Source organism: Streptomyces sp. MS191 (genome assembly GCF_008042125.1).
Lineage (GTDB): Bacteria > Actinomycetota > Actinomycetes > Streptomycetales > Streptomycetaceae > Streptomyces.
In genome coordinates, this window is the sequence record NZ_RDBI01000066.1 from 621,846 (window position 1) to 647,047 (window position 25,202).

At 74.1% G+C, this 25,202-nt stretch carries 18 protein-coding genes; 9 read left to right on the top strand and 9 right to left on the bottom strand.

The features are described 5' to 3' along the window. Positions 1–151: 151 nt before the first annotated feature. A complete protein-coding gene (locus EAO71_RS31505; RefSeq protein WP_147981186.1) occupies positions 152–1,117 on the top strand; it encodes a zinc-binding dehydrogenase in 966 nt (321 codons plus the stop codon). Positions 1,118–1,381: 264 nt separating this feature from the next. On the opposite strand, the gene EAO71_RS31510 is transcribed toward EAO71_RS31505, so the two are convergent. Both EAO71_RS31510 and EAO71_RS31515 read right to left on the bottom strand, forming a co-directional pair. Continuing rightward, on the bottom strand, positions 1,382–2,281 hold the full coding sequence (locus EAO71_RS31510) for a PadR family transcriptional regulator (RefSeq protein WP_147981187.1): 900 nt from the start codon (positions 2,279–2,281) through the stop codon (positions 1,382–1,384). 1 nt (position 2,282) lies between these two features. Next, positions 2,283–3,146: a DUF4097 family beta strand repeat-containing protein gene (locus EAO71_RS31515; RefSeq protein WP_147981188.1), complete on the bottom strand. Its 864-nt coding sequence runs from the start codon at positions 3,144–3,146 to the stop codon at positions 2,283–2,285. 149 nt (positions 3,147–3,295) lie between these two features. Between EAO71_RS31515 and EAO71_RS31520 the strand changes: the two genes are divergently transcribed. After that, positions 3,296–4,117 carry a hypothetical protein gene (locus EAO71_RS31520; RefSeq protein WP_147981189.1) on the top strand — a complete coding sequence of 274 codons (822 nt, stop codon included), beginning with the start codon at positions 3,296–3,298 and terminating at the stop codon, positions 4,115–4,117. Between the two features lie 48 nt (positions 4,118–4,165). Here EAO71_RS31520 and EAO71_RS31525 read toward each other — a convergent pair whose 3' ends face one another. Further along, positions 4,166–4,348 (bottom strand): DUF6104 family protein, encoded by a 183-nt coding sequence (locus EAO71_RS31525; protein ID WP_037695221.1) that lies wholly within the window; start codon positions 4,346–4,348, stop codon positions 4,166–4,168. A gap of 96 nt (positions 4,349–4,444) precedes the next feature. Between EAO71_RS31525 and EAO71_RS31530 the strand changes: the two genes are divergently transcribed. The 7 genes from EAO71_RS31530 to fxsT all read left to right on the top strand — a co-directional run bounded on the left by EAO71_RS31530 (position 4,445) and on the right by fxsT (position 16,111). Continuing rightward, the gene (locus tag EAO71_RS31530; protein ID WP_222723602.1) at positions 4,445–4,906 is read left to right on the top strand and encodes a CU044_2847 family protein; all 462 of its coding nucleotides are present in this window, start codon (positions 4,445–4,447) and stop codon (positions 4,904–4,906) included. Continuing rightward, the gene (locus tag EAO71_RS31535; RefSeq protein ID WP_147981190.1) at positions 4,903–6,957 is read left to right on the top strand and encodes a VMAP-C domain-containing protein; all 2,055 of its coding nucleotides are present in this window, start codon (positions 4,903–4,905) and stop codon (positions 6,955–6,957) included. The genes EAO71_RS31530 and EAO71_RS31535 overlap by 4 nt, the downstream gene beginning before the upstream one ends. 283 nt (positions 6,958–7,240) lie before the next feature. After that, the gene (locus EAO71_RS31540; protein WP_147981191.1) at positions 7,241–8,251 is read left to right on the top strand and encodes an AAA family ATPase; all 1,011 of its coding nucleotides are present in this window, start codon (positions 7,241–7,243) and stop codon (positions 8,249–8,251) included. A gap of 7 nt (positions 8,252–8,258) precedes the next feature. Beyond that, positions 8,259–11,324: an SAV_2336 N-terminal domain-related protein gene (locus EAO71_RS31545; protein WP_147981192.1), complete on the top strand. Its 3,066-nt coding sequence runs from the start codon at positions 8,259–8,261 to the stop codon at positions 11,322–11,324. Between the two features lie 138 nt (positions 11,325–11,462). After that, complete coding sequence (locus EAO71_RS31550; protein ID WP_147981193.1) at positions 11,463–11,666, top strand: hypothetical protein; 204 nt, start codon at positions 11,463–11,465, stop codon at positions 11,664–11,666. 75 nt (positions 11,667–11,741) lie between these two features. Beyond that, positions 11,742–13,037 (top strand): HEXXH motif domain-containing protein, encoded by a 1,296-nt coding sequence (locus tag EAO71_RS31555; protein WP_147981194.1) that lies wholly within the window; start codon positions 11,742–11,744, stop codon positions 13,035–13,037. A gap of 47 nt (positions 13,038–13,084) precedes the next feature. Then, entirely contained in the window at positions 13,085–16,111 is a 3,027-nt protein-coding gene (gene fxsT / locus EAO71_RS31560; protein ID WP_147981195.1) for an FxSxx-COOH system tetratricopeptide repeat protein, read from the top strand. Between the two features lie 73 nt (positions 16,112–16,184). Here fxsT and EAO71_RS31565 read toward each other — a convergent pair whose 3' ends face one another. The 6 genes from EAO71_RS31565 to EAO71_RS31590 form a co-directional block, all read right to left on the bottom strand. Further along, complete coding sequence (locus EAO71_RS31565) at positions 16,185–19,970, bottom strand: multifunctional oxoglutarate decarboxylase/oxoglutarate dehydrogenase thiamine pyrophosphate-binding subunit/dihydrolipoyllysine-residue succinyltransferase subunit (protein ID WP_147981196.1); 3,786 nt, start codon at positions 19,968–19,970, stop codon at positions 16,185–16,187. Between the two features lie 281 nt (positions 19,971–20,251). Then, the gene (locus EAO71_RS31570) at positions 20,252–21,289 is read right to left on the bottom strand and encodes a HAMP domain-containing sensor histidine kinase (RefSeq protein ID WP_147981197.1); all 1,038 of its coding nucleotides are present in this window, start codon (positions 21,287–21,289) and stop codon (positions 20,252–20,254) included. Between the two features lie 80 nt (positions 21,290–21,369). Then, positions 21,370–22,107, bottom strand: coding sequence for a response regulator transcription factor (locus tag EAO71_RS31575; protein WP_147981198.1), 738 nt, complete (start codon positions 22,105–22,107; stop codon positions 21,370–21,372). 59 nt (positions 22,108–22,166) lie between these two features. Further along, positions 22,167–22,832 carry a spermidine synthase family protein gene (locus EAO71_RS31580; protein WP_187282892.1) on the bottom strand — a complete coding sequence of 222 codons (666 nt, stop codon included), beginning with the start codon at positions 22,830–22,832 and terminating at the stop codon, positions 22,167–22,169. 430 nt (positions 22,833–23,262) lie between these two features. Beyond that, entirely contained in the window at positions 23,263–23,874 is a 612-nt protein-coding gene (locus tag EAO71_RS31585; protein ID WP_147981200.1) for a hypothetical protein, read from the bottom strand. Beyond that, a partial coding sequence (locus tag EAO71_RS31590; RefSeq protein WP_315986622.1) for a hypothetical protein occupies positions 23,871–25,202 on the bottom strand: 1,332 nt, incomplete at its 5' end. The genes EAO71_RS31590 and EAO71_RS31585, both read right to left, overlap by 4 nt.

Sequence of the window (25,202 nt, forward strand, 5' to 3'; positions counted from 1 at the left end):
GGCCTGCCGACGCCCCGGCCCCGGCCGCCACGCCGAGGGCCGGGGCGTCGGCAGGCCGGGGACGTGGCGCTGCGGGGCGGGTGGCCGAGGGACATGCGTCACACGGGTGCGTGGTTCCGCCACGCGAGCGCGGCCCCCTAGGGTCGGGGCCATGTTCGCTGCCTACGCCGCCCGAATCGACCGCGACCAGCCCCTGAACGGCCTCGAACTCGGCGAGCGCCCCGAGCCCGAGGTGCGTCCCGGCTGGACCACCGTCACCGTCAAGGCCGCCTCGCTGAACCACCACGACCTGTGGTCGCTGCGCGGCGTCGGCCTGCCCGAGGAGAGGCTGCCGATGATCCTCGGCTGTGACGCCGCGGGCATCGACGAACACGGCAACGAGGTGGTCCTGCACTCCGTGATCGGCCAGACCGGCCACGGCGTCGGACCCGACGAGCCCCGATCCATCCTGACCGAGCGCTACCAGGGCACCTTCGCCGAGCGCGTCACCGTGCCCACCTGGAACGTGCTCCCCAAGCCCGCCGAGCTGTCCTTCGAGGAGGCCGCCTGCCTCCCCACGGCCTGGCTCACCGCCTACCGCATGATCTTCACCAACGCCGGTGTGCGGCCCGGTGACTCGATCCTCGTCCAGGGCGCGGGCGGTGGCGTCGCCACCGCCGCGATCGCCCTCGGCAAGGCCGCCGGCCTGCGGGTCTTCGCCACCAGTCGCGACGAGGCCAAGCGCAAGCGGGCCGTCGAGCTCGGCGCGCTGGAGGCGTACGAGCCCGGGGCGCGGCTCCCGCACCGGGTGGACGCGGTCATCGAGACCGTCGGCGCCGCCACCTGGTCGCACTCGGTCAAGTCGCTGCGCCCCGGCGGCACGCTCGTCATCTCGGGCGCGACCAGCGGCGACCGGCCCTCGCACGCCGAGCTGACCCGGATCTTCTTCCTGGAGCTGAAGGTCGTCGGCTCGACCATGGGTTCCAAGGACGAGCTGGAGGACCTGCTGTCCTTCTGCGCCACCACGGGCCTGCGGCCGGTGATCGACGAGGTGCTGCCGCTGGACCGGGCCCGGGAGGGCTTCGAGAAGCTGGCCTCCGGCGACGTCTTCGGAAAGATCGTCCTGACCTCGTCCTGACCTCGTCCTGACGGCGCGGCGGATCCGCTGACGGGGCTCCGGCACCGCGATGTCCGCGTCGTGCCGGAACCCCCGTGCCGCGGACGCCCCTCGCGGCGGGCCCGGGCGCCCGCGTGACGGTCCTCGTCACGCGGAGCCCGCCCGCCCGTCCGTGCCGGAGTGGCAGCCCCGGCGGGAACGGGCGGGCGGGGGCCACCGGCCGGTCGAGTCGGTGGCGATGGGTGCGGCCGGCGGGGGTCACGGGACGGCCCTCGGGCCGCCGGATCAGCTGCTCGACCCGCCGGTGCCCCCGGGGCGCAGCAGGCCGGTGATGTGCGCCGCCGTCGTGGCCAGCCGGCGGCGGGTCTCCGACAACTGGGCCGCCGTGACGCCGTGGTCGCGCGCCGCGTCCCGGATGTCGTCGCGGAACCGGTCCAGGAGGCGGTCCAGGTCGCGCGCGGGGTCCCCGGTGGAGGCGGTGTCCTTCGCCCACTCGGGTTCCGGCGCGGCGGCCGGGTCCTGCTTCACGAACGGAGGCCGGGACGCGGCGCCCCCGCCCATCAGGCCGCCGAGCTGTGCGCTGAGTTCGGACAGGCCCTCGCGGACGCCCGTGGGCCAGTCGCCGCGCGTGAAGTGGTCCTGGACCTGCTCCTGGACCTGCTTGGCGATCCGCTGGAACTCGCGTGCCTCGCGGCGGGCCGACTGGGCCTCCGCGCGTGCCTGGCGGGTCTGCTCCCGCCATTCCTGCTTCGCGCGGCGCAGCTCCTCCTTGACGTCGGTGAAGGAGGAGTCCCTGGTCCGGCTCTCGCTCGCGGCCGCACGCATCTCGCTGCGCAGCTTGCCCGCGGCCCCGCGCACGTCGTCGCGGATCTCCGCCGCCAGCTCGGAGACCGAATCGCGGATCTCCAGCTCCAGGTCGGCCAGTTCGCCCTCGCGCCCGGCCAGCTCCGCGCGACCCGCGTCGGTGATCGAGTAGACCTTGCGCCCGCCCTCGGTGGCGTGCGTGACCAGGCCTTCGGCCTCCAGCTTGGCCAGCCGCGGGTAGACGGTGCCCGCCGACGGCGCGTAGAGCCCCTGGAAGCGCTCCTCCAGGAGCCTGATCACCTCGTAGCCGTGGCGCGGGGCCTCGTCGAGGAGCTTGAGCAGGTAGAGGCGCAGGCGGCCGTGGGCGAAGACGGGCGGCATGTCAGAGCACCTTTCCGGATGCGGAGGGGGCGGCGTCGGCGTCGTCGGCGGGTTCGGGGCGGCGCAGCAGCGCGATCGATCCGGAGACCGTGGTCGCCTTGAGCGTGCCGCGGCCCTCGCCGAGCGTGCCGGTGATGCTCTTGGCACCCCACTGCCCGCCGACCCGCAGGTCGTCGAAGGCGTTGGAGACGGAGCCGCTGGTCGTGTTCGCCTCGACGCGGGCGTCCGCCGGGTGCGGCAGGCGGATGGCGACCTCGCCGGAGACGCTGGTCAGCCTGATGTCGGCGGGCGGGGCCTCCGGGTCCGCGGCGTCGAGGTCGATGACCATGTCCCCGCTGACCGTGTCGGCCTTCACGGAGCCGCCGGCGCCCTCGATGACCGTCACGTCGCCGGTCACGGAGTTGACCCGCAGGGCGCCGGTGACGGACTGGGCCTCCAGGTCGCCCGAGACGCTCTCCACGCGGACCGGGCCGGAGAGTCCGACGAGCGTGGTGTCCCCCGTGACGCCGCGGACGTCCGTGCGTCCCCTGACGCCGGAGATCACCGCGCCGGCGCCGACCACGCCCACCTCGACGTCCGTCCCGGCCGGGACGGCCACCGACACGACGGCCGTGCGGCGGTGACCCTTGCGGTCGAACCACTTGAGGAAGCCCTTCCAGTGCAGGTCCTCGTAGCTGACGGTCAGGGTCGACCCCTCCTGGGTCACGATCAGCGGCGGGCCCTCGATGGAGGAGATCTCCAGGCGGGCGGAACTCTCGTCGGTCCCCACGACGTTCACCGTGCCGTTGACGATGCGGACCCGGAGCCGTGCGACGGGATCGGTCAGCGTGAGTTTCCTCGGCTCGGCGACGGACCACTCTGTCATCGTGCTGACCTCCCGTGTCGACGACGCAACATATCGCGTCTCTCGTAAAGACGATATATCGCGGTGCGGGGAAGTCAACCCCCGTCGAGGCGGTGCGCACCGGGGGCATTCATGCACCGATGCGGACAAATTGGCCTAGCGTATGGCCCATGAACGCGACCTCCGGATCGAGCCCCGTCGGCGCGCTGCTGCTCTGCCGCGCCGAGCCGTCGGCGGTCCGCCCGCCGGCACAGCTGCTGCGTGAGGAGCTCCTCCTCGCTCCGGCGGGGGAGGGCTGGAGCGTCCTCGTCCCGGAGGGGAAGCCCTGGCTGCACGGTGGCGAACCCGTCGACCGCGTCGTCACCGGCTGGGCCACCGCACTGGCCGTCTCGGCCGCGACCTGGCCCGTCCTCGCGCTCTGGTGGGACGCGGACCGCGCGGGCTTCACGCTGGCCGCCGGGTTCCGCCGCACCGTCGGCTACACCTGGCTCGCGGACGGCACCCCGGTCGGCGAGGACGAGGCCATGCGCACCTTCGCGGCCCGTCTCGCCCTCGATCCCGTCCTGGACGTGCAGGCCCTGGAACCCCTGACCGGGACCGACCGCGAGACCGACGCCCACGGACGGCTCGTCGGCCTCGTCGCGATCCTCGCCCGGATCGGCCTCGACCTGCCGACCGGAGTGGTGCCGGGGGACAGCGCCGACCGGCTGCGCTCGGTGGCCCTGGCCCAGGGCGCCGAACAGCTCGAATGGTCCGGCTGGCGGGACGCCGTACGGGCCGAGCTCGACGCGGTGGAGGGCAGCCGGGTCGGCCCGTTCCTGCGCGGGCCCAAGGCCCGGATGCTGTCCGCGCTCCAGCTCGGCGCGGGGGTGCCGATGCTCGCCTGGGGCATCCGCCGCCACAGCGGCGGCTGGGTGACCGCGGGTGCGATCCTGGTCGCACGCGGAGCGCTGGGACTCGCATACGACCGGCTGCGGCCGGGCAGACTCTGACCGGCTCCCGCCGGCCGCGAGACGGGCGCCCCGCCCGTCTCCGCGGTGCTACTCGTCCTCGTCCTCGTCGTCCAGCCGGGCGAGCCAGGTGGCGAGACGCTCCACCGGCACCTCGAAGTCGGGATTGAGGTCGACGAACGTCCGCAGCTGCTCGGCGAGCCACTCGAAGGAGACCTCCTCCTCGCCGCGCCGCTTCTCCAGTTCCTCGATGCCACGGTCAGTGAAGTACATGCGATCAGGATAGGCCGTGGCCTCCGCGTACCCTCGCGCTCGCCCCGGGCAGGGACTAGCCTGCTTCATCATCGTTTCGGGGAGCGGGGGGCCGCTGTGACGTACGGGATCGCTCGGATACGGCTGGACGACGGCACACCCGTCTGGGCCCGCGTCCGCGACGCGGAGGAACTGGGCCGCGGTGGCGGCTTCCAGGACACCGGCATCGGGGACCGGGTCGTCTCGATGGCCGGCGGACTCACGGACGTGGTGCGCGGGGTCGTCGGCTCGCTGCGGGCCGGACTCGACCCGCAGGCACCGGTCGAGGTGGCCGTCAGCTTCGGCATCGAACTGTCCGCGCAGGCGGGCAAGGTGATCGGCGTCCTCGCGGACGGCGGCGGCAAGGCATCCGTCTCGGTCTCGCTGACCTGGACCGAACCGGGGCCCGTCGCCCCCGCCGCGCCGCCCGCCGGTGCCGGCCCGGCCGCGGTCGGCGCGACGGTCCCCGCCCAGGGCGCGCCCGGCCCGGCGCCCGACACCGTCCCGCCCCACGGTCCGGCGGCCGACGGATCCGTATGAGCGCCCTCGACGCGCTCGTGCGCCCCGCGCTCGTGCGCATCGCCGCGCCCGGAGACGGGTATGACCCGCACGGCGACCGGTACTGGGGCACGGGATTCTTCATCGCCCCGGGCTGGGTGCTGACCTGCGCCCACGTCGTGGCCAAGGGGGGGAGCGCGGTGTGGAGACACGAGCGGGCCGTGGGCCTCAGCTGGCAGGGCAGGGCGGCCACGGGCGAGGTGGTGCTGGCCAAGCCGCGCCCCGAGCGGCCCGAACACGAGCTCGGCCACTGGGACTTCCCCGACCTGGCACTCGTCCGCGTCCCCGAGGCCACCGACGTCTCCTGCGTACGGCTCAGCGAACGGCCGCCCGTCATCGCCCAGCCGATCCCGGTCAGCCTCCACGGCTGGTCCCGGCAGACCGGCCGGGTCGGCATCCGCCAGGCCGTCGGCGAGGCGCACGCCGTCGACGGCGGGGCGCTCCTGCTGCGCTGGACCCTGCCCGTGGAGGGGCTCTCCGGCGGGCCCGTGGTCGACCTCGCGCGCGGTGCCGTCATCGGCCTCAACAAGGGCCGCGGCACCGACGAGGGCGCCGCCGTCCCGATCACCGCGCTGCGCGAGCTGCACGACGCGCCCGGCGGCGCGATCCTCCACGAGGTCATGCGCGACCACGACCGCCACCACCTCGGCCGCTACCGCTCGCTCGCCGGGCACCCGGACTGGACCCGGGCGCAGATCCGGCTCCGGCCGCCCACCACCCAGGGAGTCGGACCGGGCCGCCGCGTCCACCTGTACGGGCGGCTCGCCGAACTGCCGCCCCCCGCCGGGCCGGGCGAGGTGATGCACCTCGTCGACGAGGTCAAACGACGGGTCCTGCACGACGACTTCCAGTCCGTCCTCGAAGCCGACCCGCGCACCTGGCGGGAAGGGGTCGGACTGCTCCACGAACTGCGCGACCCGGTGCAGGAGGCGATCCAGGACCTCGGCCTCAACGCGGTCTTCCTCTACGCCACGCTGGTCGCGCGGCACGTCACCGACCTGCACGGCGACAGCCCCGCCGTGGAGAGCCTGGTGCGCTGGATCGAGGACGAGGCCGTCGAGGCGCACCCCGCGATCCAGCAGGAGATCGCCCAGCTGCTCACCCCCGACCAGCCCGCGGCCGCCCCCGTCGCCGTCCGGGAGACCGGGGCCCGCGCGGACGTCCTGGTGGAGATCGACACCCCGCACTACGGCACGCGCTTCCCGTGGCGGATCAAGCTCCTCTTCGACGGGCGCACGGTCAGCCCCCTGCACCACGACGACCACGGCGTGGAGCGCGAGAGGCTGGAGGAGACCCTGCGCGCGCCCCTCGCCGACGCGCTGAGCCACGGCGACAGCGGCGAGCACCTGGCGGCCGMCGWGGCGGTGCTGCCGCTCGACCTGTTCGACCTGGCCATCGACGGGTGGCGGCTCACGCCCGACGACGAACTCCTCGGCGCGTACGCGCTCACCCTGGGCCAGCAGCGGACGGTCGTCGTCCGCCACGCCGGCCGCCGGACCGCACCCCCGTCGCACGAGTGGCTCAAGCGCTGGCGGGCCGCCGAGCACGGCCCCCTGCGGGCGATCCCGCTGCGCGCCGAGGTACCGGCCGCCGGGGCCGAGGCGCACGCCCCGCACGTGCGCCGGGAGACCCCGCGGCAGGCGTTCGCCCGGCTCCTCGACGCCGACGAGGGAGCCGTACCGGTCTTCTGCGGCCGGGTCGGCGTCGGCGAGGGCAAGCGGGCCATGGCCGCGGCTCTCGCCGCCGGCCACCCGCTCGCCCTGTGGCGGACCGGACCGCATCCGGACGGCGACTGCGCCGACTTCCACGAACAGGCGGGCCGGCTGCTGGCCGCGGCCGGGCGCGCCGACGGGCTGCACCGGCCGGTCCGCACCCTGCGGATCAGGGCCGGCGACGAGGAGGCCGACCCCGGGGAGCGGTCCGCCGACGCCTGGGCCGAACACCTGGCCGTCCTCGTCGACCCGCCCGACCGCCCGCCGCACGCCCCTCCGCTCCAAGGCCCCGACCTGCTCGGCGAGGAGGCGGCCCCTTGACCGGACGGACCACGCGGCGGACCCGCCGCGCCCCCGCGGCACGGCCGGCGGCCGGACCGGGTGCCACGCCCCCGCGCGCCACCGGCCGGCGGCCGGCCGCCGCCCCTCCCGGGCCGCACGCCCCCGTAGGCACCGCCGCACCACACGGCGCACCAGGCTTCGCACCGACGGCACGAAGCCGCCGAACTCCCGGACGACCGGACCGATTCGAGGGCCGTGCGACCCGCCCGGGACGTACGGTCGACAGGGCGGGCCACCCCACCACAGCCAGGAGGAGTCCATCGTGAACGATTGGCGCATCTACCGTGGTGCCGGCCACCCGCACGACGAGATCAGACGGCTGCCTCCGCCACCCCCCTGGCGCGACTTCTCGGCCGGCGGCGCCGACGACACCCTGGCCGGCTCCGACCGGCGGCTCGGGGTGCGCCGCCGGCTCGTCCAGAACCACCACCCGCGCCCCGCCGAGACCGACGCCGTCAACGCCGCCCTCTACCTGCGCCGCCCGCTGCTCGTCACCGGCAACCCCGGCACCGGGAAGTCCACTCTCGCCCACGCCGTCGCGCACGAACTGGGGCTGGGGCGCGTCCTGCGCTGGCCGATCGTCAGCCGCTCCACCCTCCAGGACGGCCTCTACCGCTACGACGCCATCGGCCGCCTCCAGGYCGTRCAGCTGGAGCGCGCCCAGACCGGCGCCCCCGGCTCGACCGCCGCGGCCCCCGCCGGCATCGGCTCGTACATCCGCCTCGGTCCGCTCGGCACCGCGCTGCTCCCCTCCGACCAGCCGCGGGTGCTGCTCATCGACGAGCTCGACAAGAGCGACCTCGACCTGCCCAACGACCTGCTGAACGCCCTGGAGGAGGGCGAGTTCGCCGTCCCGGAGCTGGAGCGGCTCGCCGACCGCGAACCGGTGGTCGAGGTGCTCACCGACGACGGCCGCAAGGTCCCGGTGCAGGGCGGCCGGATCCGGTGCTCCACCTTCCCCTTCATCGTGCTCACCTCCAACGGTGAACGCGACTTCCCCGCGGCCCTGTTGCGCCGCTGCATCCGGCTCGAACTGGAGCCGCCGGGCGAGGAGCAGCTCCGCGCCATGATCGAGGCGCACCTCGGCGCCGACGCCGCCGCCGGCGAACAGACCCTCGTCAGCCGCTTCCTGAACCGCGAGCCCGGCGAGGTCATCGCCACCGACCAGCTGCTCAACGCCATCTACCTGACCCAGCACGCCCCCCGCGCCGAGCGGGTGACCAGGGAACGCATCGCGGACATGCTCATGCAGCCGCTTGATCAGCCGAGGTGATGGCCGGATGCACCGGATGCATCTGGAAGAACTCACGCGCAGACTCCGGGCAGGCGGCCAGCACCCCACCGCCGAGGAGCTGGCCGACGCCGTCTGGCTCGCCCAGTGGCTGCCGGGCGCCGCCGCCGCGGACCCGGCCACGGGCCCGCCGGCGGACCCCGCCGTGCCCGAACCCCCGGGGGAGGGACGAGAACCGGCCGTTCCCGACCTGGAGGAGCCGGACCGGGACGGCGAGTCCGCGCCCCGGCTCTCCGGACCGGACCCGGAGACCGTCGGCCTCCACATGCCCCGCGGCGGCGCACGCCCCACCGGCGGCGGAAGGGGCGGACGCGCCGCCCTGCCCGTCCGCGCACCCGGCGCCAACGCCCTGCCCGGCCTCCTCGGGCTGCAGAAGGCGCTCCGCCCGCTCCGGCACTACGCGCTGTTCCCCGTACGGCCCGGCGAGGGCGTCCTCGACGAGGAGGCGACCGCCGAGCGCAGCGCCGCCGCCGGCATCCTCACGCCCGTCCTGCGCCCCGCCGCCGGCCGCCGCCCCGACATCCAGCTCCTCATGGACACCGGCCCCGCCATGGTCGTCTGGACCCGGATGGTCGAGGAACTGCGCCAGGCGTGCCAGCAGTCCGGCGCCTTCCGGGACGTCCAGGTGCACCGGCTGTACGACACGGGCGAGGGACCGCCGCGCGTCACCACGACCTCCGGACCCGACGGCCGGCCGCGGCTGCGCCCCGGCGACCAGCTCCACGACCCCACCGGCCGCCGCCTCACGCTGATCGTCAGCGACTGCGTCGGCCCGCTCTGGCGGCGCGGCGCGGCCCAGCGGCTCATCCACCAGTGGCCCCGCAGCTCGCCGCTCGCCCTCGTCCAGCCGCTGCCCCCGCGGCTGTGGCCGCGCACCGCCCTGAACGTCGAACCCGGCACCCTGTTACGCCCTTCGGGGCCCGGCGGCCACACCCTCTTCCAGCCCGACGAGGAGCCCTGGGAGCCCGTCGCGGAGGACACCCGCGCGGTGCCGGTCCTCACGCCGACCCCCGAGGCCTTCGCCTCCTGGGCGCGGCTGTTCGGCGGCCAGGGCGCCGGAGCCGTGCGGGGCTGGGCCGCCCGGATCGGTCCCGACGCCGTCCGGACGGGGAGCGCCGTCGCCGAGGACGCCCCCGCCCGGGTCCCCCGCGACGACGACCTGCTGCGGGTCTTCCGCGCCGGCGCCTCCCCGGGCGCCCTGCGGCTGGCCGTCCATCTCGCCGCCGCCCCCCTCACCCTTCCCGTCATGCAGCTCGTCCAGCGTGCGATGCTCCCCGACACCGGCCCCATGGAACTCGCGGAGGTCCTGCTCAGCGGCCTGCTGCGACAGCTGCCCGGGCCCACCCCGTACCCCTGCTACAGCTATCCGCCCGGTGTGCAGCAGCAGCTGCTCGGATCCCTGGACCGCAGCGCCGCCGCGCTCGTCCTCAAGCACTGCTCCGAGTACGTCGAGCGCAACTTCGGCCAGGGCATGCGGAACTTCCCCGCACTGGCCGCCGCCCGGCTGGCCGGACAGGCCGCCGACGAGGACGCGGCCGCGCCGCCGGAGGAGACGGACGAGCCGACGGGGCCGGCCGGCCCCGAGCCGGAGCTCTTCGCCCGCATCCCCGCGCGGGTGCTCCGCTTCTACCACCCCGACCTGGTCACCCCCGAGCCGCTGGCCGAGGCCCGCCGGCTGCTCGACCAGTGGCGCAGCCAGTCCGACCCCTCGCTGCTCGCCGCCGCCCGCGAGCGCGCCGAGGCGGCCCTCGCGGAGGACGACGTCCCCGCCAGGGTCGTGCTCGGGCGGGTGCTGTACGCGGAGGCCGGCACCGCCGCGGTACGCGGCACCGAGCGGCGCGGCGCTCTGCTGCGGCGGGCCGTGACCGTGCTGGAGGGCGCCGCGGGACTGGCCGGGACTGACGAGGAGGAAGGGGCGCAGGCCCGGCTCGAACTCGCCGTCGTCCGGCACGCCCTGTGGCGCGACACCGGCGACACCGCCCACCTGGACGCCGCGCTCGCGGCGCTCGCGGGGGACCCGCGCGACTGGCCCGAGAGCCACCACCACACCCTGCACCTGCGCCGCGGCCGGCTGCTGCTGGCGCGCGGCGACGGCCCCGGCGCGGTCACCGCGCTGACCGCGGCCCTCGCGTCGCGGGAGACCGGCCCCGCGCTGCTCGACCTGGCCGACGCCCTGGGCCTCGCCGGGCACGCGCCGGACGCGATCGCCCCCGTCCTGGACCGGGCCGGATCGCTGCTCGACGACCGGGTCGCGCTGCGGCTGCGCTGGACCACCGCCCGGGCCCGGCTCCACGACACCGCCGGCGACGGGCCGGCCACCGACGCGGCGTACGAGGCGGCCGCGCTGCTCGCCCCCGCGGACAGCGCACAGCGCGGCCGGCTCCTGATGGCCTGGGGCGAGTCCCTGCTGCGCCGGGCCGCGGCCGACGGCGGCACGCCGGCCGTCGACCGGGCCGAGGGCGTGCTGCGCGAGGCGCTCACCGGCCTGCCCGCCGACGCGCCCGAGCGGGCGAGGGCCCTGGTCCTGATCGGCAGCGTGCTGGCCCTGCGCTTCCACCGGGCGGGCTTCCTGCCCGACCTGTACGAGAGCCGCCATCTTCTGGAACAGGCCGTGCGCACGGTCCGCGACCCCGCGCTGCGCGCCGAGGTGTGGCTGCAACTGGGGCGGGTGAGAATGGAGTTGAGCGAAGTGGCGCGCGACGGCGTGCTCGGCGACGCGCTCACGGCGTACCAGCGCTCCTGGGAGGACGCCCGGTCCGCCCACGGCGACACCCCGGGTTCGGTCACCGGGGCCCGCGCGCTGCACGCCCAGGGCGCGGTCCTGCGGCTCATGGGCCGGACGGTGCGGGCGGGGGCCGTGTTGCGGGCCGCGGCCGAGCAGTGGCAGCGGCTGGTGTCCGCGCTGGTGGAGGTGGACTGGAACGACGTGGAACGGACCCGGACCCAGCTCGCGGAGGTGACGGCACAGCAGGGGACGTACCAGGCACAGCTCTCCGGCGACGCCCGTCGCCGGATCACGCCGCCGTGGTGGACCTGGAGCGGGACCACCGGATAGGCGGCAGGGGAACGGCCGGATAACGGGGGCGTGAATGGGCGCAGTTGAGTCGAACGGGTTTCTGACTTCCTGGCGTCGGGAAGAACCGCTGCGCCGCTACGACCGTGGGGGACAAGGGTCGGTGAGGAGGAGCCGAGGGTGTTGCAGCACACGGAGTGGGCGACCGGTGTCGACCGGGATGCCGGTGGATCTCCGCACCTTCCCGATCTCACGGCCGTCGACCTGCGGACCTTGCGCCGCACGGAGGATCCGGACATCGAAGCCGCCGTCGAGCTCGTACTGCTCCGGTGCGGCGAACTCGTCGAGTTCTGGGCCGAGGGGGCGGGGGGTACCCACCACTGAGCGGCGGCCCCGTACCGACCGGCGGTTTCCGGTCAGATCTCGGCGCCGGGCACCGGCCGCCGTGAGGGGGCGGGGATGAGCTCCGTGCCGCCGACCGCCGCGGCGCTCACCTCTCTCGCGCGCACCCGGCCCGCGCCGGCCGGGACCGCCCTGCTGCGCTCCGCCCTGCACACGCGCCGCCTGGTGCTCCTCAAGGCCCTGCTGGTCCGGGCCCGCAGCGAGCGGGACGCCGTCGACCCCGAGGTGTTCCGCCGTTTCGAGACCTCCTGGCGGTTGCTCGAACAGGTCGAGCGGCGCTGTCCCGGGGTCGTACGGGACGTCCTCGACTACCCGACGACCGGGCTGTGGCTGGCCGTCGCGCTCACCGGGCGGACGGGCCCGTCCCTCGACCGCCACCTCGGCCGCCTGGAGAGCCTGGCCGTCACCGCCGCACTGCGGGCGGGCAGCCCGCTCGACCTGGCCGTGGAGGCGCCCGGCGGCCTGCTCTCGCTGCCGGGTGTGGGGCGCCTGCGGCTGCGTGGTCCCGGTCCCGTCCGGATCCGGGCGCGTTCCCGGGTCGTCCGGCTGTACGACGAGGGCGCCCCGTACGCCGCTCCCACCGTCCTGCTGCTCACCGACCGCCGCGACGGCACCCTCGTCGGCCGGGGCCCCGACTGGACCGGGCTGCCTGTACTGCCCGGCTCCACCGCCCGCCTCGACGACCTGGACCCCTACCGGGTGCCGCCCGGCGGTTTCGGCGACCCGGTCCGTACCGCGACCGACCACGCCGCGACCGACCGGTCCGGCTGGGCGGCGCACTGGCGGGCGGCCCAGGACCTGCTGAGGCGTGTCGACGCGGACCGGGCGGCCGAGATCAGCCGGGCCGTGCGCGCCCTCGTGCCGCTCGAACCGACCGGCCCGCGGTCCGTCGGCGCCACCATGAGCGCCGCCCCCGGCGCCGTCCTGACGTCCCCGGCGGCCGGGGCGCCGGACCTGGCCGAGACGCTCGTGCACGAGATCCACCACAGCAAGCTCGCCACCCTGCACGAACTGGTCCCGCTGTACGCGTCCGGGCGGACCGCCCTGCACCGGGTCGGCTGGCGCCCCGACCCGCGGCCGGTCGCCGGGGTGTTCCAGGGCGCCTACGCGCACCTGGCTCTGGCGGACCTGTGGCGCCGCGCCGCCGCCTCCCCGCAGGCCCCGGGGTCCTGGCGCCGGCATGCCGGGCAGCAGTTCGACGACATCCACGATCAGGTGGGCGAAGCGCTGACGATCCTGGTTCAATCCGATGAACTGACCATGGAGGGGCGGGAGTTCGCGATCGGCATGGCCGAGCACCACGCGAGCCTCGGCGGGCGGCCCCCTCATCGGGCGTGGTCACACTGCGTATAGCCTGTATTACACTGCGTTGCGCGCGAGTGGGACGGGAGACGTGACAGATGGCGGAACAGCGGTCGGGCGGGGGAGCGGTGGAACACGGCGGCAGGGTGGCACCCGACCACGTCCTCGTGGTCTTTCCCGGCTACCACCGGCCGTGGGCGGCCTGGATCAACCAACGGCTCGAAGCACACGGTGTGCGCGCCACGCTCCAGCGCTGGGACCCGCCGCGCGAGGTGGCCCTGGAGGACTCGCTCGACGACCTGCTGCTCGCCCGCGGCCAGGTGCTCCTCGTCCTCAACGACTGGTTCTTCGAGCTGGGACCGCGCCCGGCGGGCGAGTGGAACGACGTGCTGCGCGGCTTCGTCGCCGCCCACGCCGACCGCTTCGCGGCCGTCAACCTCACCAACCGGCCGCTGCTCCCGGCCACTGCCGTCCTCGAACCGGTCAGCCTCTGGGGCGTCGGCGAGGAGGAGGCCGAAGCACGGCTGTTCAGCCGGCTCGGCATCGAACCCCGCCGCTCGGCGGCCCGCCGACTGCCCCCCGGCGCGTTGCTCCGCTACCCCGACACCCCGCCCGACGTCTGGGGCGAGGTCCCGCGCCGCAACCCCCGCTTCACCGGCCGCGACGACCTCCTGACCGTCCTCCAGGAACGGCTCATGGACGCCGAACGCGGCAACGCGGCCTGCACCCTGCTCGGCATGTCCGGCATCGGCAAGACCCAGATCGCCGCCGAGTACGCGCACCGCTTCAGCCCCGACTACGACGTGATCTGGTGGGTCAACTCCGACGACCGCAACGTCCAGCGCGACCGGTTCGGCGAACTCGCCGCCGAACTGCGCCTGCCCAGCGGCAACGAGCCCGGCGAACGCATCCGTGCCGTCCGCGAGGCGCTGCGCCGGGGCGACCCGCACTCCCGCTGGCTCGTCATCTTCGACGGCTGGGACGACACCGACGGCGCCCAGGTGCTGCTGCCGCACGGCCCCGGACACGTGCTGATCACCTCCCGCAACCGCGGCTGGGGCGACTACACCGACGTCGTCGAGGTCCCCAGCTTCGACCGCGCCGAGTCCACCGGTTATCTGATGCGCCGTGCCCCGCACATCACCGCGCCCCAGGCCGACGAGGTCGCCGCGGAGTTCGGCGACGTCCCGCTGCCACTGGTCCAGGCCGCCTCCTGGCTCGGCGAGTCCGGCATGGAGGTGCCCGAGTACCTGCGCATGGTCCGCGACGGACGGCTGTCCACCGTGGACGAGCCCTCGGCCGGTGACGGCTTCCCCAACGCCTCCCTGACCTCCTGGTCGATACTGATCAACCGGCTCCGACGCTCCCAGCCGCAGGCCATCGACGTCCTCAGCCTGTGCGCCTCCTTCGCCCCCGGCCGGATCCCGCTCGGCATCGTCCGGGCCTACCCGCAGGCCGAACTGCCCGAGGACCTGCGGTGGATGGCAGCCGACCTGCCGGCCTGGACCCGGGCCCTGGACACGCTGGTCAACTACTCGGTGCTCACCCGGGAGACCCGCGGCCCCGCCGGCAACGTCGACGTGGGACCGCACCAGGAGTCCGTGCACATGCACCGGCTCGTCCACGACATCGTGGCCCGGCTCACCGACGGCGAGCACCGCGACTCCCACCGCCAGGCCGTACGCGCCCTGCTCGCCGAGGCCGACCCCGGCAACCCCATGGACAGCCGCCAGTGGCCCCGGTACGCCGAACTCCTGCCGCACCTGGAACCCTCCGGGGCGCTCACCAGCCGGAACCCACGCGTCCAGACGGCCGTGCTCAACTGTCTGCACTACTGCTTCCGCAGCGCCGAGTTCCGGGCCGGCGTCCGCCTCGCCGAGAAGATCAGGGAGAGCTGGTCCACCTTCATGGACCCGCTCGACCCGGCCATGCTGGACCTCACCACGCAGGAGGGCAACATCCTGCGCTCCTTCGGCCGCTTCCGGAGCGCCTACGAACTCGACCTGGCACTGCGCGAGAAGCTCGACGCGGCCCCCGACCGTGACGCACTGGGCTCCCTGCGCTCCGCCGTCAACATCGCCAGCGACCTGCGCTTCCTCGGGCAGTACCGGGAGTCGGAACGCATCCAGCGCGAAAGCCTCGCCGAGTCGCAACGACTCCTCGGCGACACCGAGTTCCTCACCCTCGTCGCCCGCCACAACCTGGGCGTCGTGCTGCGGATGCTCGGCCGCTACCAGGAGGCGTACGACACCGACGTCGAGTCGCTGGCCCGCAGCGAGAGCCTGCTGCGCGCCCGCCACGCCCACAGCCTCAACTCCAGCAACGCCGTCGCCCAGGACCTCCGGCTGCTCGGCCACTACCGCGAGGCCCTGGCCCGTCAGGAGGCCAACGTCCGGGTCCACGTCCAGGTCCTCGGCACCCAGCACCTCCAGACCCTCTACGCCCGCTCGCAGCTGGCCCTGTGCCGACGCCGCGAGGGCGGCTTCCAGCAGGACCTCGGCGCCACCATGGCCAGCCTGCTCGAACAGCTGGAGCAGGTGCACGGCCGCGGTCACTACGTGACCCTGTCCGCCATCAACAACTACGCCAACTACTCCCGGGAACACGGCGACCTCGCCCACGCCCGCGAGCTGAGCAGCGAGGCCGAGGCGGGCTACCGCGCACTCCTCGGCCCGGCCCACCCCGTCGCGGCCGGCGTGCTCGCCAACGTCGCCCTGGTCATGCAGGCCTCCGGCGAACGCGCCGACGCCATGGCCATGCTGGAGGGCGCGCTCGCCGGACTGACCGCCTCCCTGGGACCCGACCACCCCTGGGTCCTGGGCTGCGCCCTCAACGCCACCGCCGCCCGGAACTTCAACGGCCGGGTGTCGGACGCCGCCGAACTCAGCCGGGACACCCTCCGGCGGGCCCGGCACGCCCTCGGCAACGAACACCCCCTGACCCTCTCCTGCCAGGTCGCGCTCGCCACCGACCTCCGCGGCCTGCGCGAGGTGGAGGAGGCGGGCAAGATCGAGGAGGACGCGCTCCTCACCCTGACCCGGACGCTGGGGGCACAGCACCCGCACACCCTCTCCGCACGCCAGCGCAACCGTCCCTACTGGGACTTCGAGGCCAACCTCGGCTGAGGTCGCCGCGGAACGCCGGAGGCCCGGCCCCCCTCGCGGGGTGCCGGGCCTCCGTTCGTGCGGATTCCGCCGGTCAGGCCTCGAAGACCTCGTTGACCAGCTGCTGCTGCTCGGCCTGGTGACGCTTGGCCGAACCGACCGCCGGGGACGAGGAGTGCGGACGCGAGATCCGGCGCAGGCGCTCGCCGTGCGGGATGTCGGCGCCGACCGCCAGGTCCAGGTGGTCGATCAGGTTGAGGGCGATGAACGGCCAGGCACCCTGGTTCGCCGGCTCCTCCTGCGCCCACAGGTACTTCTCGGCGTTCGGGTACTTGGCGATCTCGGCCTGCAGCTCGGCACCCGGCAGCGGGTACAGGCGCTCCAGCCGGATGATCGCCGTGTCCGTGACACCGCGCTTCTGACGCTCGGCCTCCAGGTCGTAGTAGACCTTGCCGGAGCAGAAGACGACCTTGCGGACGTCGGCCGCGTTCACCGTGTCGTCGCCGATCACCGGACGGAAGCCGCCGGTGGTGAACTCCTCCACCTTCGAGGCCGCGGCCTTCAGGCGCAGCATCGACTTCGGGGTGAAGACGATGAGCGGCTTGTGGTGCGGGTTGTGCACCTGCCAGCGCAGGAGGTGGAAGTAGTTCGACGGCAGCGTCGGCATGGCGACCGTCATGTTGTCCTGGGCGCACATCTGCAGGAAGCGCTCCGGGCGGGCGGACGAGTGGTCCGGGCCCTGGCCTTCGTAGCCGTGCGGCAGGAGCAGCGTGACGCCGGAGGTCTGGCCCCACTTCTGCTCGGCCGAGGAGATGAACTCGTCCACGACGGTCTGCGCGCCGTTGACGAAGTCACCGAACTGGGCCTCCCAGACCACGAGGGAGTCCGGGCGGGCCAGCGAGTAGCCGTACTCGAAGCCCATCGCCGCGTACTCGCTGAGCAGCGAGTCGTAGACGTTGTAGTGGGCCTGGTCCTCGGTGAGGTAGAGCAGCGGCGTGTAGTCCTCGCCGGTCTCCTGGTCCACCAGGACCGCGTGACGCTGGCCGAAGGTGCCGCGGCGCGAGTCCTGGCCGGACAGCCGGACGGGGGTGCCCTCCATCAGCAGGGAGCCGATGGCGAGCGTCTCGCCGAAGCCCCAGTCGATGGTGCCGTCGTCGATGGAGGCCGCGCGACGCTGCATCTGCGGCATCAGGCGCGGGTGGACCGTGATCCGCTCCGGGATGTTGACCTGGGACTCGGCGATCCGCTTCACGACCTCCTGGGAGACCGCGGTGGTCACCGCGACCGGGAACTCGGGCTGCGGGTCCGGGACGTGCGCCGGGGCCGGGGCGGAGGTGGCCTCGCGGACCTCCGCGAAGACCTTCTCCAGCTGGCCCTGGAAGTCCTGGAGCGCCTGCTCCGCCTCTTCGAGGGTGATGTCGCCGCGACCGATGAGCGACTCGGTGTACAGCTTGCGCACCGAACGCTTCTTGTCGATCAGGTTGTACATCTGCGGGTTGGTGAACTGCGGGTTGTCGCCCTCGTTGTGACCGCGGCGGCGGTAGCAGATGAGGTCGATCACGACGTCCTTGTTGAACGTCTGGCGGAACTCGAAGGCGAGCCGCGCGACGCGGACCACGGCCTCCGGGTCGTCGCCGTTCACGTGGAAGATCGGCGCCTCGATCATGCGGGCCACGTCGGTCGCGTACATCGAGGAACGCGAGGACTCCGGGGCGGCGGTGAAGCCGACCTGGTTGTTGATGACGATGTGGACCGTGCCGCCGGTGCGGTAGCCGCGCAGCTGCGACATGTTCAGCGTCTCGGCGACGACACCCTGGCCGGCGAAGGCCGCGTCACCGTGCAGGGCGACGGGCAGGACGGTGAAGTCCGTGCCGCCCTTGTTGATGACGTCCTGCTTGGCGCGGACGACACCCTCCAGGACCGGGTCGACCGCCTCCAGGTGCGAGGGGTTGGCGGTGAGCGAGACCTTGATCTGCTCGCCGTCCAGGCCGGTGAAGGTGCCCGAGGCGCCCAGGTGGTACTTGACGTCGCCGGAGCCGTGCATCGACTTCGGGTCGAGGTTGCCCTCGAACTCGCGGAAGATCTGCGCGTACGACTTGCCGACGATGTTGGCGAGGACGTTCAGGCGGCCGCGGTGGGCCATGCCGATGACGACCTCGTCCAGGCGGGACTCGGCGGCGGAGTCGATGACCGCGTCGAGCAGCGGGATGACGGACTCGCCGCCCTCCAGCGAGAAGCGCTTCTGGCCGACGTACTTGGTCTGCAGGAAGGTCTCGAAGGCCTCGGCCGCGTTCAGGCGGCGCAGGATCCGCAGCTGCTCCTCGCGCTCCGGCTTGGAGTGCGAGCGCTCGACGCGGTCCTGGATCCACTTGCGCTGCTTCGGGTCCTGGATGTGCATGAACTCGACGCCGGTGGTGCGGCAGTACGAGTCGCGCAGGACGCCGAGGATGTCGCGCAGCTTCATCATCGACTTGCCGGCGAAGCCGCCGACCGCGAACTCGCGCTCCAGGTCCCACAGGGTGAGGCCGTGCTCGGTGATGTCCAGGTCGGGGTGCTTGCGCTGGCGGTACTCCAGCGGGTCGGTGTCGGCCATGACGTGGCCGCGGACCCGGTAGGAGTGGATCAGCTCGAAGACGCGGGCGGCCTTGGTGACGTCGTCGTCGTGCGAGGCGTCGATGTCCTTGAACCAGCGGACCGGCTCGTAGGGGATGCGCAGGGCCTTGAAGATCTCGTCGTAGAAGCCGTCCTCGCCGAGGAGGAGGTTCGCGACGATGCGCAGGAACTCGCCGGAGGCGGCGCCCTGGATGACGCGGTGGTCGTACGTCGAGGTCAGGGTCATGACCTTCGAGATGCCCAGCTTGTTCAGGGTGTCCTGCGAGGTGCCCTGGAACTCGGCCGGGTAGTCCATCGAGCCGACGCCCATGATCACGGACTGTCCGGGCATCAGACGCGGCACGGAGTGGACGGTGCCGAGTCCGCCGGGGTTGGTCAGCGAGACCGTGACGCCGGAGAAGTCCTCCATCGTGAGCTTGCCCACGCGGGCGCGCTTGACGATGTCCTCGTAGGCCTGCCAGAACTCGAAGAAGTTCAGGGTCTCGGCCTTCTTGATGCCCGCGACGACGAGCTGGCGGTCGCCGTTCGGCTTCACCAGGTCGATCGCGAGGCCGAAGTTCACGTGCTCCGGCTTGATCAGGGTCGGCTTGCCGTCCTTCTCCGCGAAGGAGTAGTTCATCGACGGCATGGCCTTGATCGCCTGCACCATCGCGTAGCCGATCAGGTGCGTGAAGGAGATCTTCCCGCCCCGGGCGCGCTTCAGGTGGTTGTTGATCACGATCCGGTTGTCGAAGAGCAGCTTCACCGGGACGGCGCGGACGGACGTGGCCGTCGGCACTTCCAGCGAGGCGTTCATGTTCTTCGCGACCGCGGCGGCGGGGCCGCGCAGCGTGACCAGCTCGGGACCGGCAGGGGCCTCCGTGGCCGGCGCGGCCTGCGCCTTGGCGGCGGGCGCGGCGGCCTTGGCGGGCGCGGCGGCCGGGGCGGCCTTCACCGGCGCCGGAGCGGCGGCGGCGGGCTGCGCAGGGGCCGCGGCAGGCGCGGCCTGTGCGGGGCCCGCCTGCGGAGCGGCGGGCGCGCTCGGAGTGGTCGTGGGGGTCGGCGCGGTTCCGGCCGCCCCCGCGGCGGCGGGAGTGTCCGAGGAGCCGGGCTTGTAGTCGGCGAAGAAGTCCCACCAGGCACGATCGACCGAATTCGGGTCCTGGAGGTACTGCTGGTAGATCTCGTCGACGAGCCACTCATTGGCGCCGAAGGCGGTCGCGGGGTTCTGACCCCGCCCGTCTTGGTCGGTGGAGATGCTCGAGTTACTGGGGGACTGAGACGACACGGCGGTAACCGCCCTCTTCCGCTTCACAAGGTGATGGACAGCGGAAATAAAGGCTACGCCTCCCTGGCCGAGAGGTGCAGGCCGGGCGCTCCAACGTCGCGCAAGTCACACTTGACGGGGTGTTTCGGGGCATGGATTGGCGGGAAACAAGCGTGGTTCTGCCCTCTCGCGGGTACACGAGGTGGCGGCTGCGGCCCTGTTTGGCCCGCATCCCTGATCACGTCCTGGCCGTGTCCTGTACAGGTACACGCAGAACGTGTGCTTCCGGTTCGAACCCTACGTCAATCCCGCGCCGGAACGCTGCCCGGAAGAGTGATCTGGATGCGGCAGCCGCGTGACGATTCGGCCACTCCGATGGTTCCGCCGTGCAGATCCACCGCCCAGCGGGCGATCGCCAGGCCGAGCCCCGTCCCGCCGTCGCTGCCCGGGACCGGCTGGCCCCCCGCCGATCCCCGGTTGAACCGCTCGAAGACGGTGTGCCGCAGCGCCTCGGGGATGCCGGGGCCCTCGTCCTCGACCTCCAGCTCCAGGGAGTCCGGCCAGGGTCCGCGCCGGGCGTGCACGGTCACCCGGCCGTGCGGCGGCGAGTGCTTCACCGCGTTGTCGATCAGGTTCGCCACCACCTGGTGCAGCCGTTCCGCGTCCGCGTGCGCGGTCAGCTCGGGCGGCGACACGTCGAGGTGCAGATGGACGTCCGTGCGGTTGTGCAGGCCGGAGCTGGAGGACAGGCCGCGCTGCGACGCCGCCAGGTTGGCCTCCCGGAGCACCCCGGACAGGTACGGCCAGACCTCCAGGCGCCGTACCTTCAGCGAGACGACACCGTTGTCGAGACGTGACAGATCCAGCAGCGTCTCCACGAGCCTGCCGAGCCGCTCGGTCTGCTTCAGGGCGGTCCGCATGGTCTCGGGGTCGGCCTCGGAGACCCCGTCCACGACGTTCTCCAGGACGGCCCGGAGCGCGGCGATGGGGGTGCGCAGCTCGTGGGAGACGTTGGCGACGAGCTCCTTGCGGTGCCGCTCGACCGCCTCCAGGTCGTCCGCCATGCGGTTGATCGTCGAGGCGAGGTCGCCCAGCTCGTCGCGGCGGTCCGCGCCGCGCACCCGCCGGCTGAAGTCGCCGCGGGAGATCGACCCCGCCACGGTGTTCATCTCGTCCAGCGGCGCCGTCAGCGACTGGGCCACGAACTGGGTGATCAGCAGGGTCGCGATCATCGCGAAGATCGTGATGTAGCGGAACTCCGTGGAGGTCCGGATCGCCACCAGCGCGAGACCCGTGGTCAGCAGGACGGCCCCGACGACCAGGGCGCCCAGCTTCGTCATGATCGAGATCGTGATCCGCCGGCCGCCGGCCCGCTCGGTCCCGCCCGCGCCCCCGCGCCCGGTGCGCCGCCCGCGCCGGCTCATGGCGCGGGGGTCTCCAGCGCGTAGCCGACGCCGTGCACGGTGCGGATGCGCTCGGCCCCGATCTTCCGGCGCAGCGCCTTGATGTGGCTGTCCACGGTCCGGGTGCCGGAGGCGTCCGCCCAGTCCCACACCTCGGCGAGGAGCTGCTCGCGGGAGAGGACCGCGCGAGGGGTGTTCGCCAGGCAGACCAGCAGGTCGAACTCGGTCGGGGTCAGGTGCACGTCCTCGCCGCGGACCCGGACCCGGCGCTGCGCGTGGTCGATCTCCAGCTCGCCCAGGCGCAGGATCCCGCTCCGCGGGGTGACGGCCGCCAGCGCGGCCCGCTCCACCCGGCGCAGCAGCACGTGCACCCGCGCCGCGAGCTCGCGCATGGAGAACGGCTTCGTCATGTAGTCGTCGGCGCCGACGCCCAGGCCGACCAGCATGTCCGTCTCGTCGTCACGCGCCGTGAGCATCAGCACCGGCACCGGCCGCTGGGCCTGGACCCGGCGGCAGACCTCCAGGCCGTCGAAGCCCGGCAGCATCACGTCGAGCAGCATCAGGTCCGGCTGCCACGCCTCGGCCGCGTCGACCGCGGCCGGGCCGTCGGTCGCCGTCTGCACGAGAAAGCCCTCCGCCCGCAGCCGGGCGGAGATCGCTTCGACGATCGTCGTGTCGTCCTCGACGACCAGTACCCGCCGCTGAGCGCCCGGAGTGGCCGCCGCACCGTGTTGAGTGGTGTGTGTCTGCTCCATTGCCCCGCCTCGCTCGCTGATGGTCGGCCAGCAGCCTAGAGGCAGCGGGAGCATCCCGGCTACGCAGGACGTACGGCGAGGTGCACCACGTCCGGGACGCCCCGGGCAACGGGGATCTCTTCCGTCCGTACCCCGTTGAATCCGGCATTCCGCAAGGACTCCTCGAAATCGGCCGACGGTCGCGCGGACCATACGGCGAGGATTCCACCGGGGTTCAGACGGGCCGCGCAGGCCGCCAACCCCGAGGCGGAGTACAGGTGTTCGTTGTCGTCGGTGACGGTCCAGTCCGGTCCGTTGTCGATGTCCAGACAGAGTGCGTCGTAGGTGTCGGGGGAGGTGTCGAGGTACTCCACGAGATCCGTGTGCAGGATCACGCTGCGCGGATCGCCCAGCGCCTCGCCGGACAGGGCGGCCAGCGGGCCCTCGCGATGCCAGTCGATGATGGCCTGCTCCCGCTCGACCACCACGATCCGGCCCCAGCGCGGGTCGGCGGCCGCGTGCGCGAGGGAGAAGCCGACGCCCAGGCCGCCGATCAGCACGGAGGCCCCCGGGCGCCCGCCGAGGGCGTCCATCGCCGCGTCGATCAGCAGCCGCTCGGAGCGGCCGTCGGAGGTGTCCATCAGGAACGTGCCGTTGGCGATGATCTCGAAGTGGTCGTCGCGCCGGCGCAGGACCACCTCCCCGTAGGGGCCTTCGCGGCGGTCGAGGGTGACGGCGTTCGGCATGGTGGCGCTCACTCCGGTCTCGGCTCGGCGGGACGTCGTCCGGCCATCCTCGCCGGGCGGGGACGGCCGGGACAACCGCCTTTCCGGGCACCCGTGGCGGCGGGCGATGGCGCGGAACGGCCCCGCGGGGCGCCGGACCCGCAGGTGGCGGGCCCGGCGCCCGTCGGTCGGGCGCGGGTCGGCGGAGGTCGCGGACGCGGGGCCCCGTGCGCCCCCACCACTCGATCCGGTCAGTTCGCGGCGCGCCTCCACCGGGGTCCCGCGGGTCCGGTCCCAGGTGACCGGGGCGATCGTGACGTGACCCTTGCCGAGGTGCCACGTCGGGTCGGCGTCGCCGAGGCTCCGACCCCGACCCCGACCCCGACGACGCGGCGAGCGTGCGGGCCGGGCGGGACGTTCCGGCCACGACCCAGGCCCCGGGCGCGCGCGGTCACCGTCCGGAGCGCCGGGCGCCCCGCGCCACGTACACCGCCGCCCCCACGGCGAAGAGCGCGACGGCCACCGGCCACGCCCCCGGCCGGGTCCCCGGCAGTACCGGCCAGCACCACAGGCCCGCCCCGCCGTCCGTCCCCGCCAGCCGGCACGCGCCGACGTACGCCGTCATCGGCAGCCAGCTCAGCCGCGCCCCGAGCAGCACGGCCGCCGCGGCCGTCACGCCCACCGAGCCCAGCGTGTTGCGCACCATCGCCGCGACGCCGAAACCCTCCGCGTACCCGGGGAGGACGGCGAGCGCGAGCAGCGTCACCGCCGGCGCCGTGAGCACCGCGAGATGGGCGGCCCGCCGCGGCCACCAGGGCCGTACCGCCGTACGGTCCAGGTCCTCGCTCCACACGTGCAGACTCGTTCCGACGGCGCCCGCCGCCAGCAGCGGGGCCAGCGCCGCCAGGGACGCGCCGGCCTCGGGGTCCAGGCCGGCCCGGGTCCGGAGCCAGGCGGCCGCCCAGGCCGCGACCGCCGCCGTGCCGACGAGCGCCGCCACCGCACCCACGAGCCCTCGCGAACGGGCGTACAGCACCGGGCCGTTCGGGATCCGACCGGTCATGGCAACGGCACCTCCGCCGGGTCGCAGCGGTCGGCCGCCAGGAACCGGGCGAGATAACCCCGCTGCTCCTCGGGCGACTTCGCCTTCAGCCGGTCGACCAACGGCTGCGCCGGGGCGCTGTCGACGCCGTACCCGTCCGGTGCCGGCGCCAGCCATTCGAGGACGGCGAGCTGGACCAGGGCGGCCTGCTCCGTGCCGGGCCCGACCGGATCCCCGGGCCGGCAGGTCTCCGAGACCAGCCACTGGGCGACCGCGTTCGCGTACTGCTCCGGGTGGTCCAGCCGGCCGCGCGTGGCGTCCTCGGCCGGGTCCGGCAGCGGCCTGTCCCCGGGTCCCGGCTCACCCGGTCCGGTCAGCCAGCGGGCGGGTGCGCCCGGCAGCCCGTGGAGCCGGGCGTTCATCGGCGCGAGCGCCGCGGACACCTGCGGCAGCAGGTCACGGTCGACGGCCGGCAGGCACACCTGCGGCGAACCGCCGTCGCAGACGAGCCGGGCGGCCGCCGGGTCCGGACGCCACGGCCCGTCGGACGGCAGCCGCAGGATCGCCGCCCCGGCGGCCAGCGCGACCCCGAGCGGGACGAGCGCCCACAGCCGGGGCCGGCCGCGCCTGGCCGCGCAGGCCACCAGCGCGGCCAGGGCCAGCCCACCGGCCCAGGCGGCCGAGGCGGGCGCGAACCACCCCACCGGCTGGTCCCAGTAGTAGCGGTGCTCGGCCGCCGGACCGAGCCAGCGGGCGCCGGAGTCGGTGTACGAACCGACGGCGAGCCCCACATAGCCCACCACCGCCAGCAGCGGAGCCGTCAGCCGCCAGCCCACCAGCCGGCCGACGACGTGGCCGAGGACACCGAGGGAGGCGAGCGCCACCGTGTCCGCGAGCACGAGGTCCAGGAACGGCCGCCCGGCTCCGCCGGCGTACGGCCACGTCGCGGCCAGGCACACCAGGGCCGCCACCAGGTGGCCGGCCGCGGGCCACGCGGCGGCCGGCGCCGCGGCCACCAGGGCGCGGCGCACCGGGTCGCGCGGCACCGAGCCGAGCAGCTCCAGGGTGCCGCGCCGCCGCTCCCGGCCGCCGAGCACGCACCCCGCGGCGAGGACCAGCGGGCCGCCGAGCAGGCCCGTCGTGACGTGCAGCATGTCGGTCGTGTCGGTCCAGCGCCCCTGCCAGCCGGGCCCCTTGCCGTACATCCCGGCCAGCACCAGCGCGGCGACGGCGGCCCCGAGCCAGGGGCCGAGGCCGCGCCGCAGCTCGGTCGGCAGCGGGTCGGGCTGGGCGACCGGATGGACGCGAAGCTGAAGACCCTGTCCGGTGGCATGGTCCGCCGTGTGGGC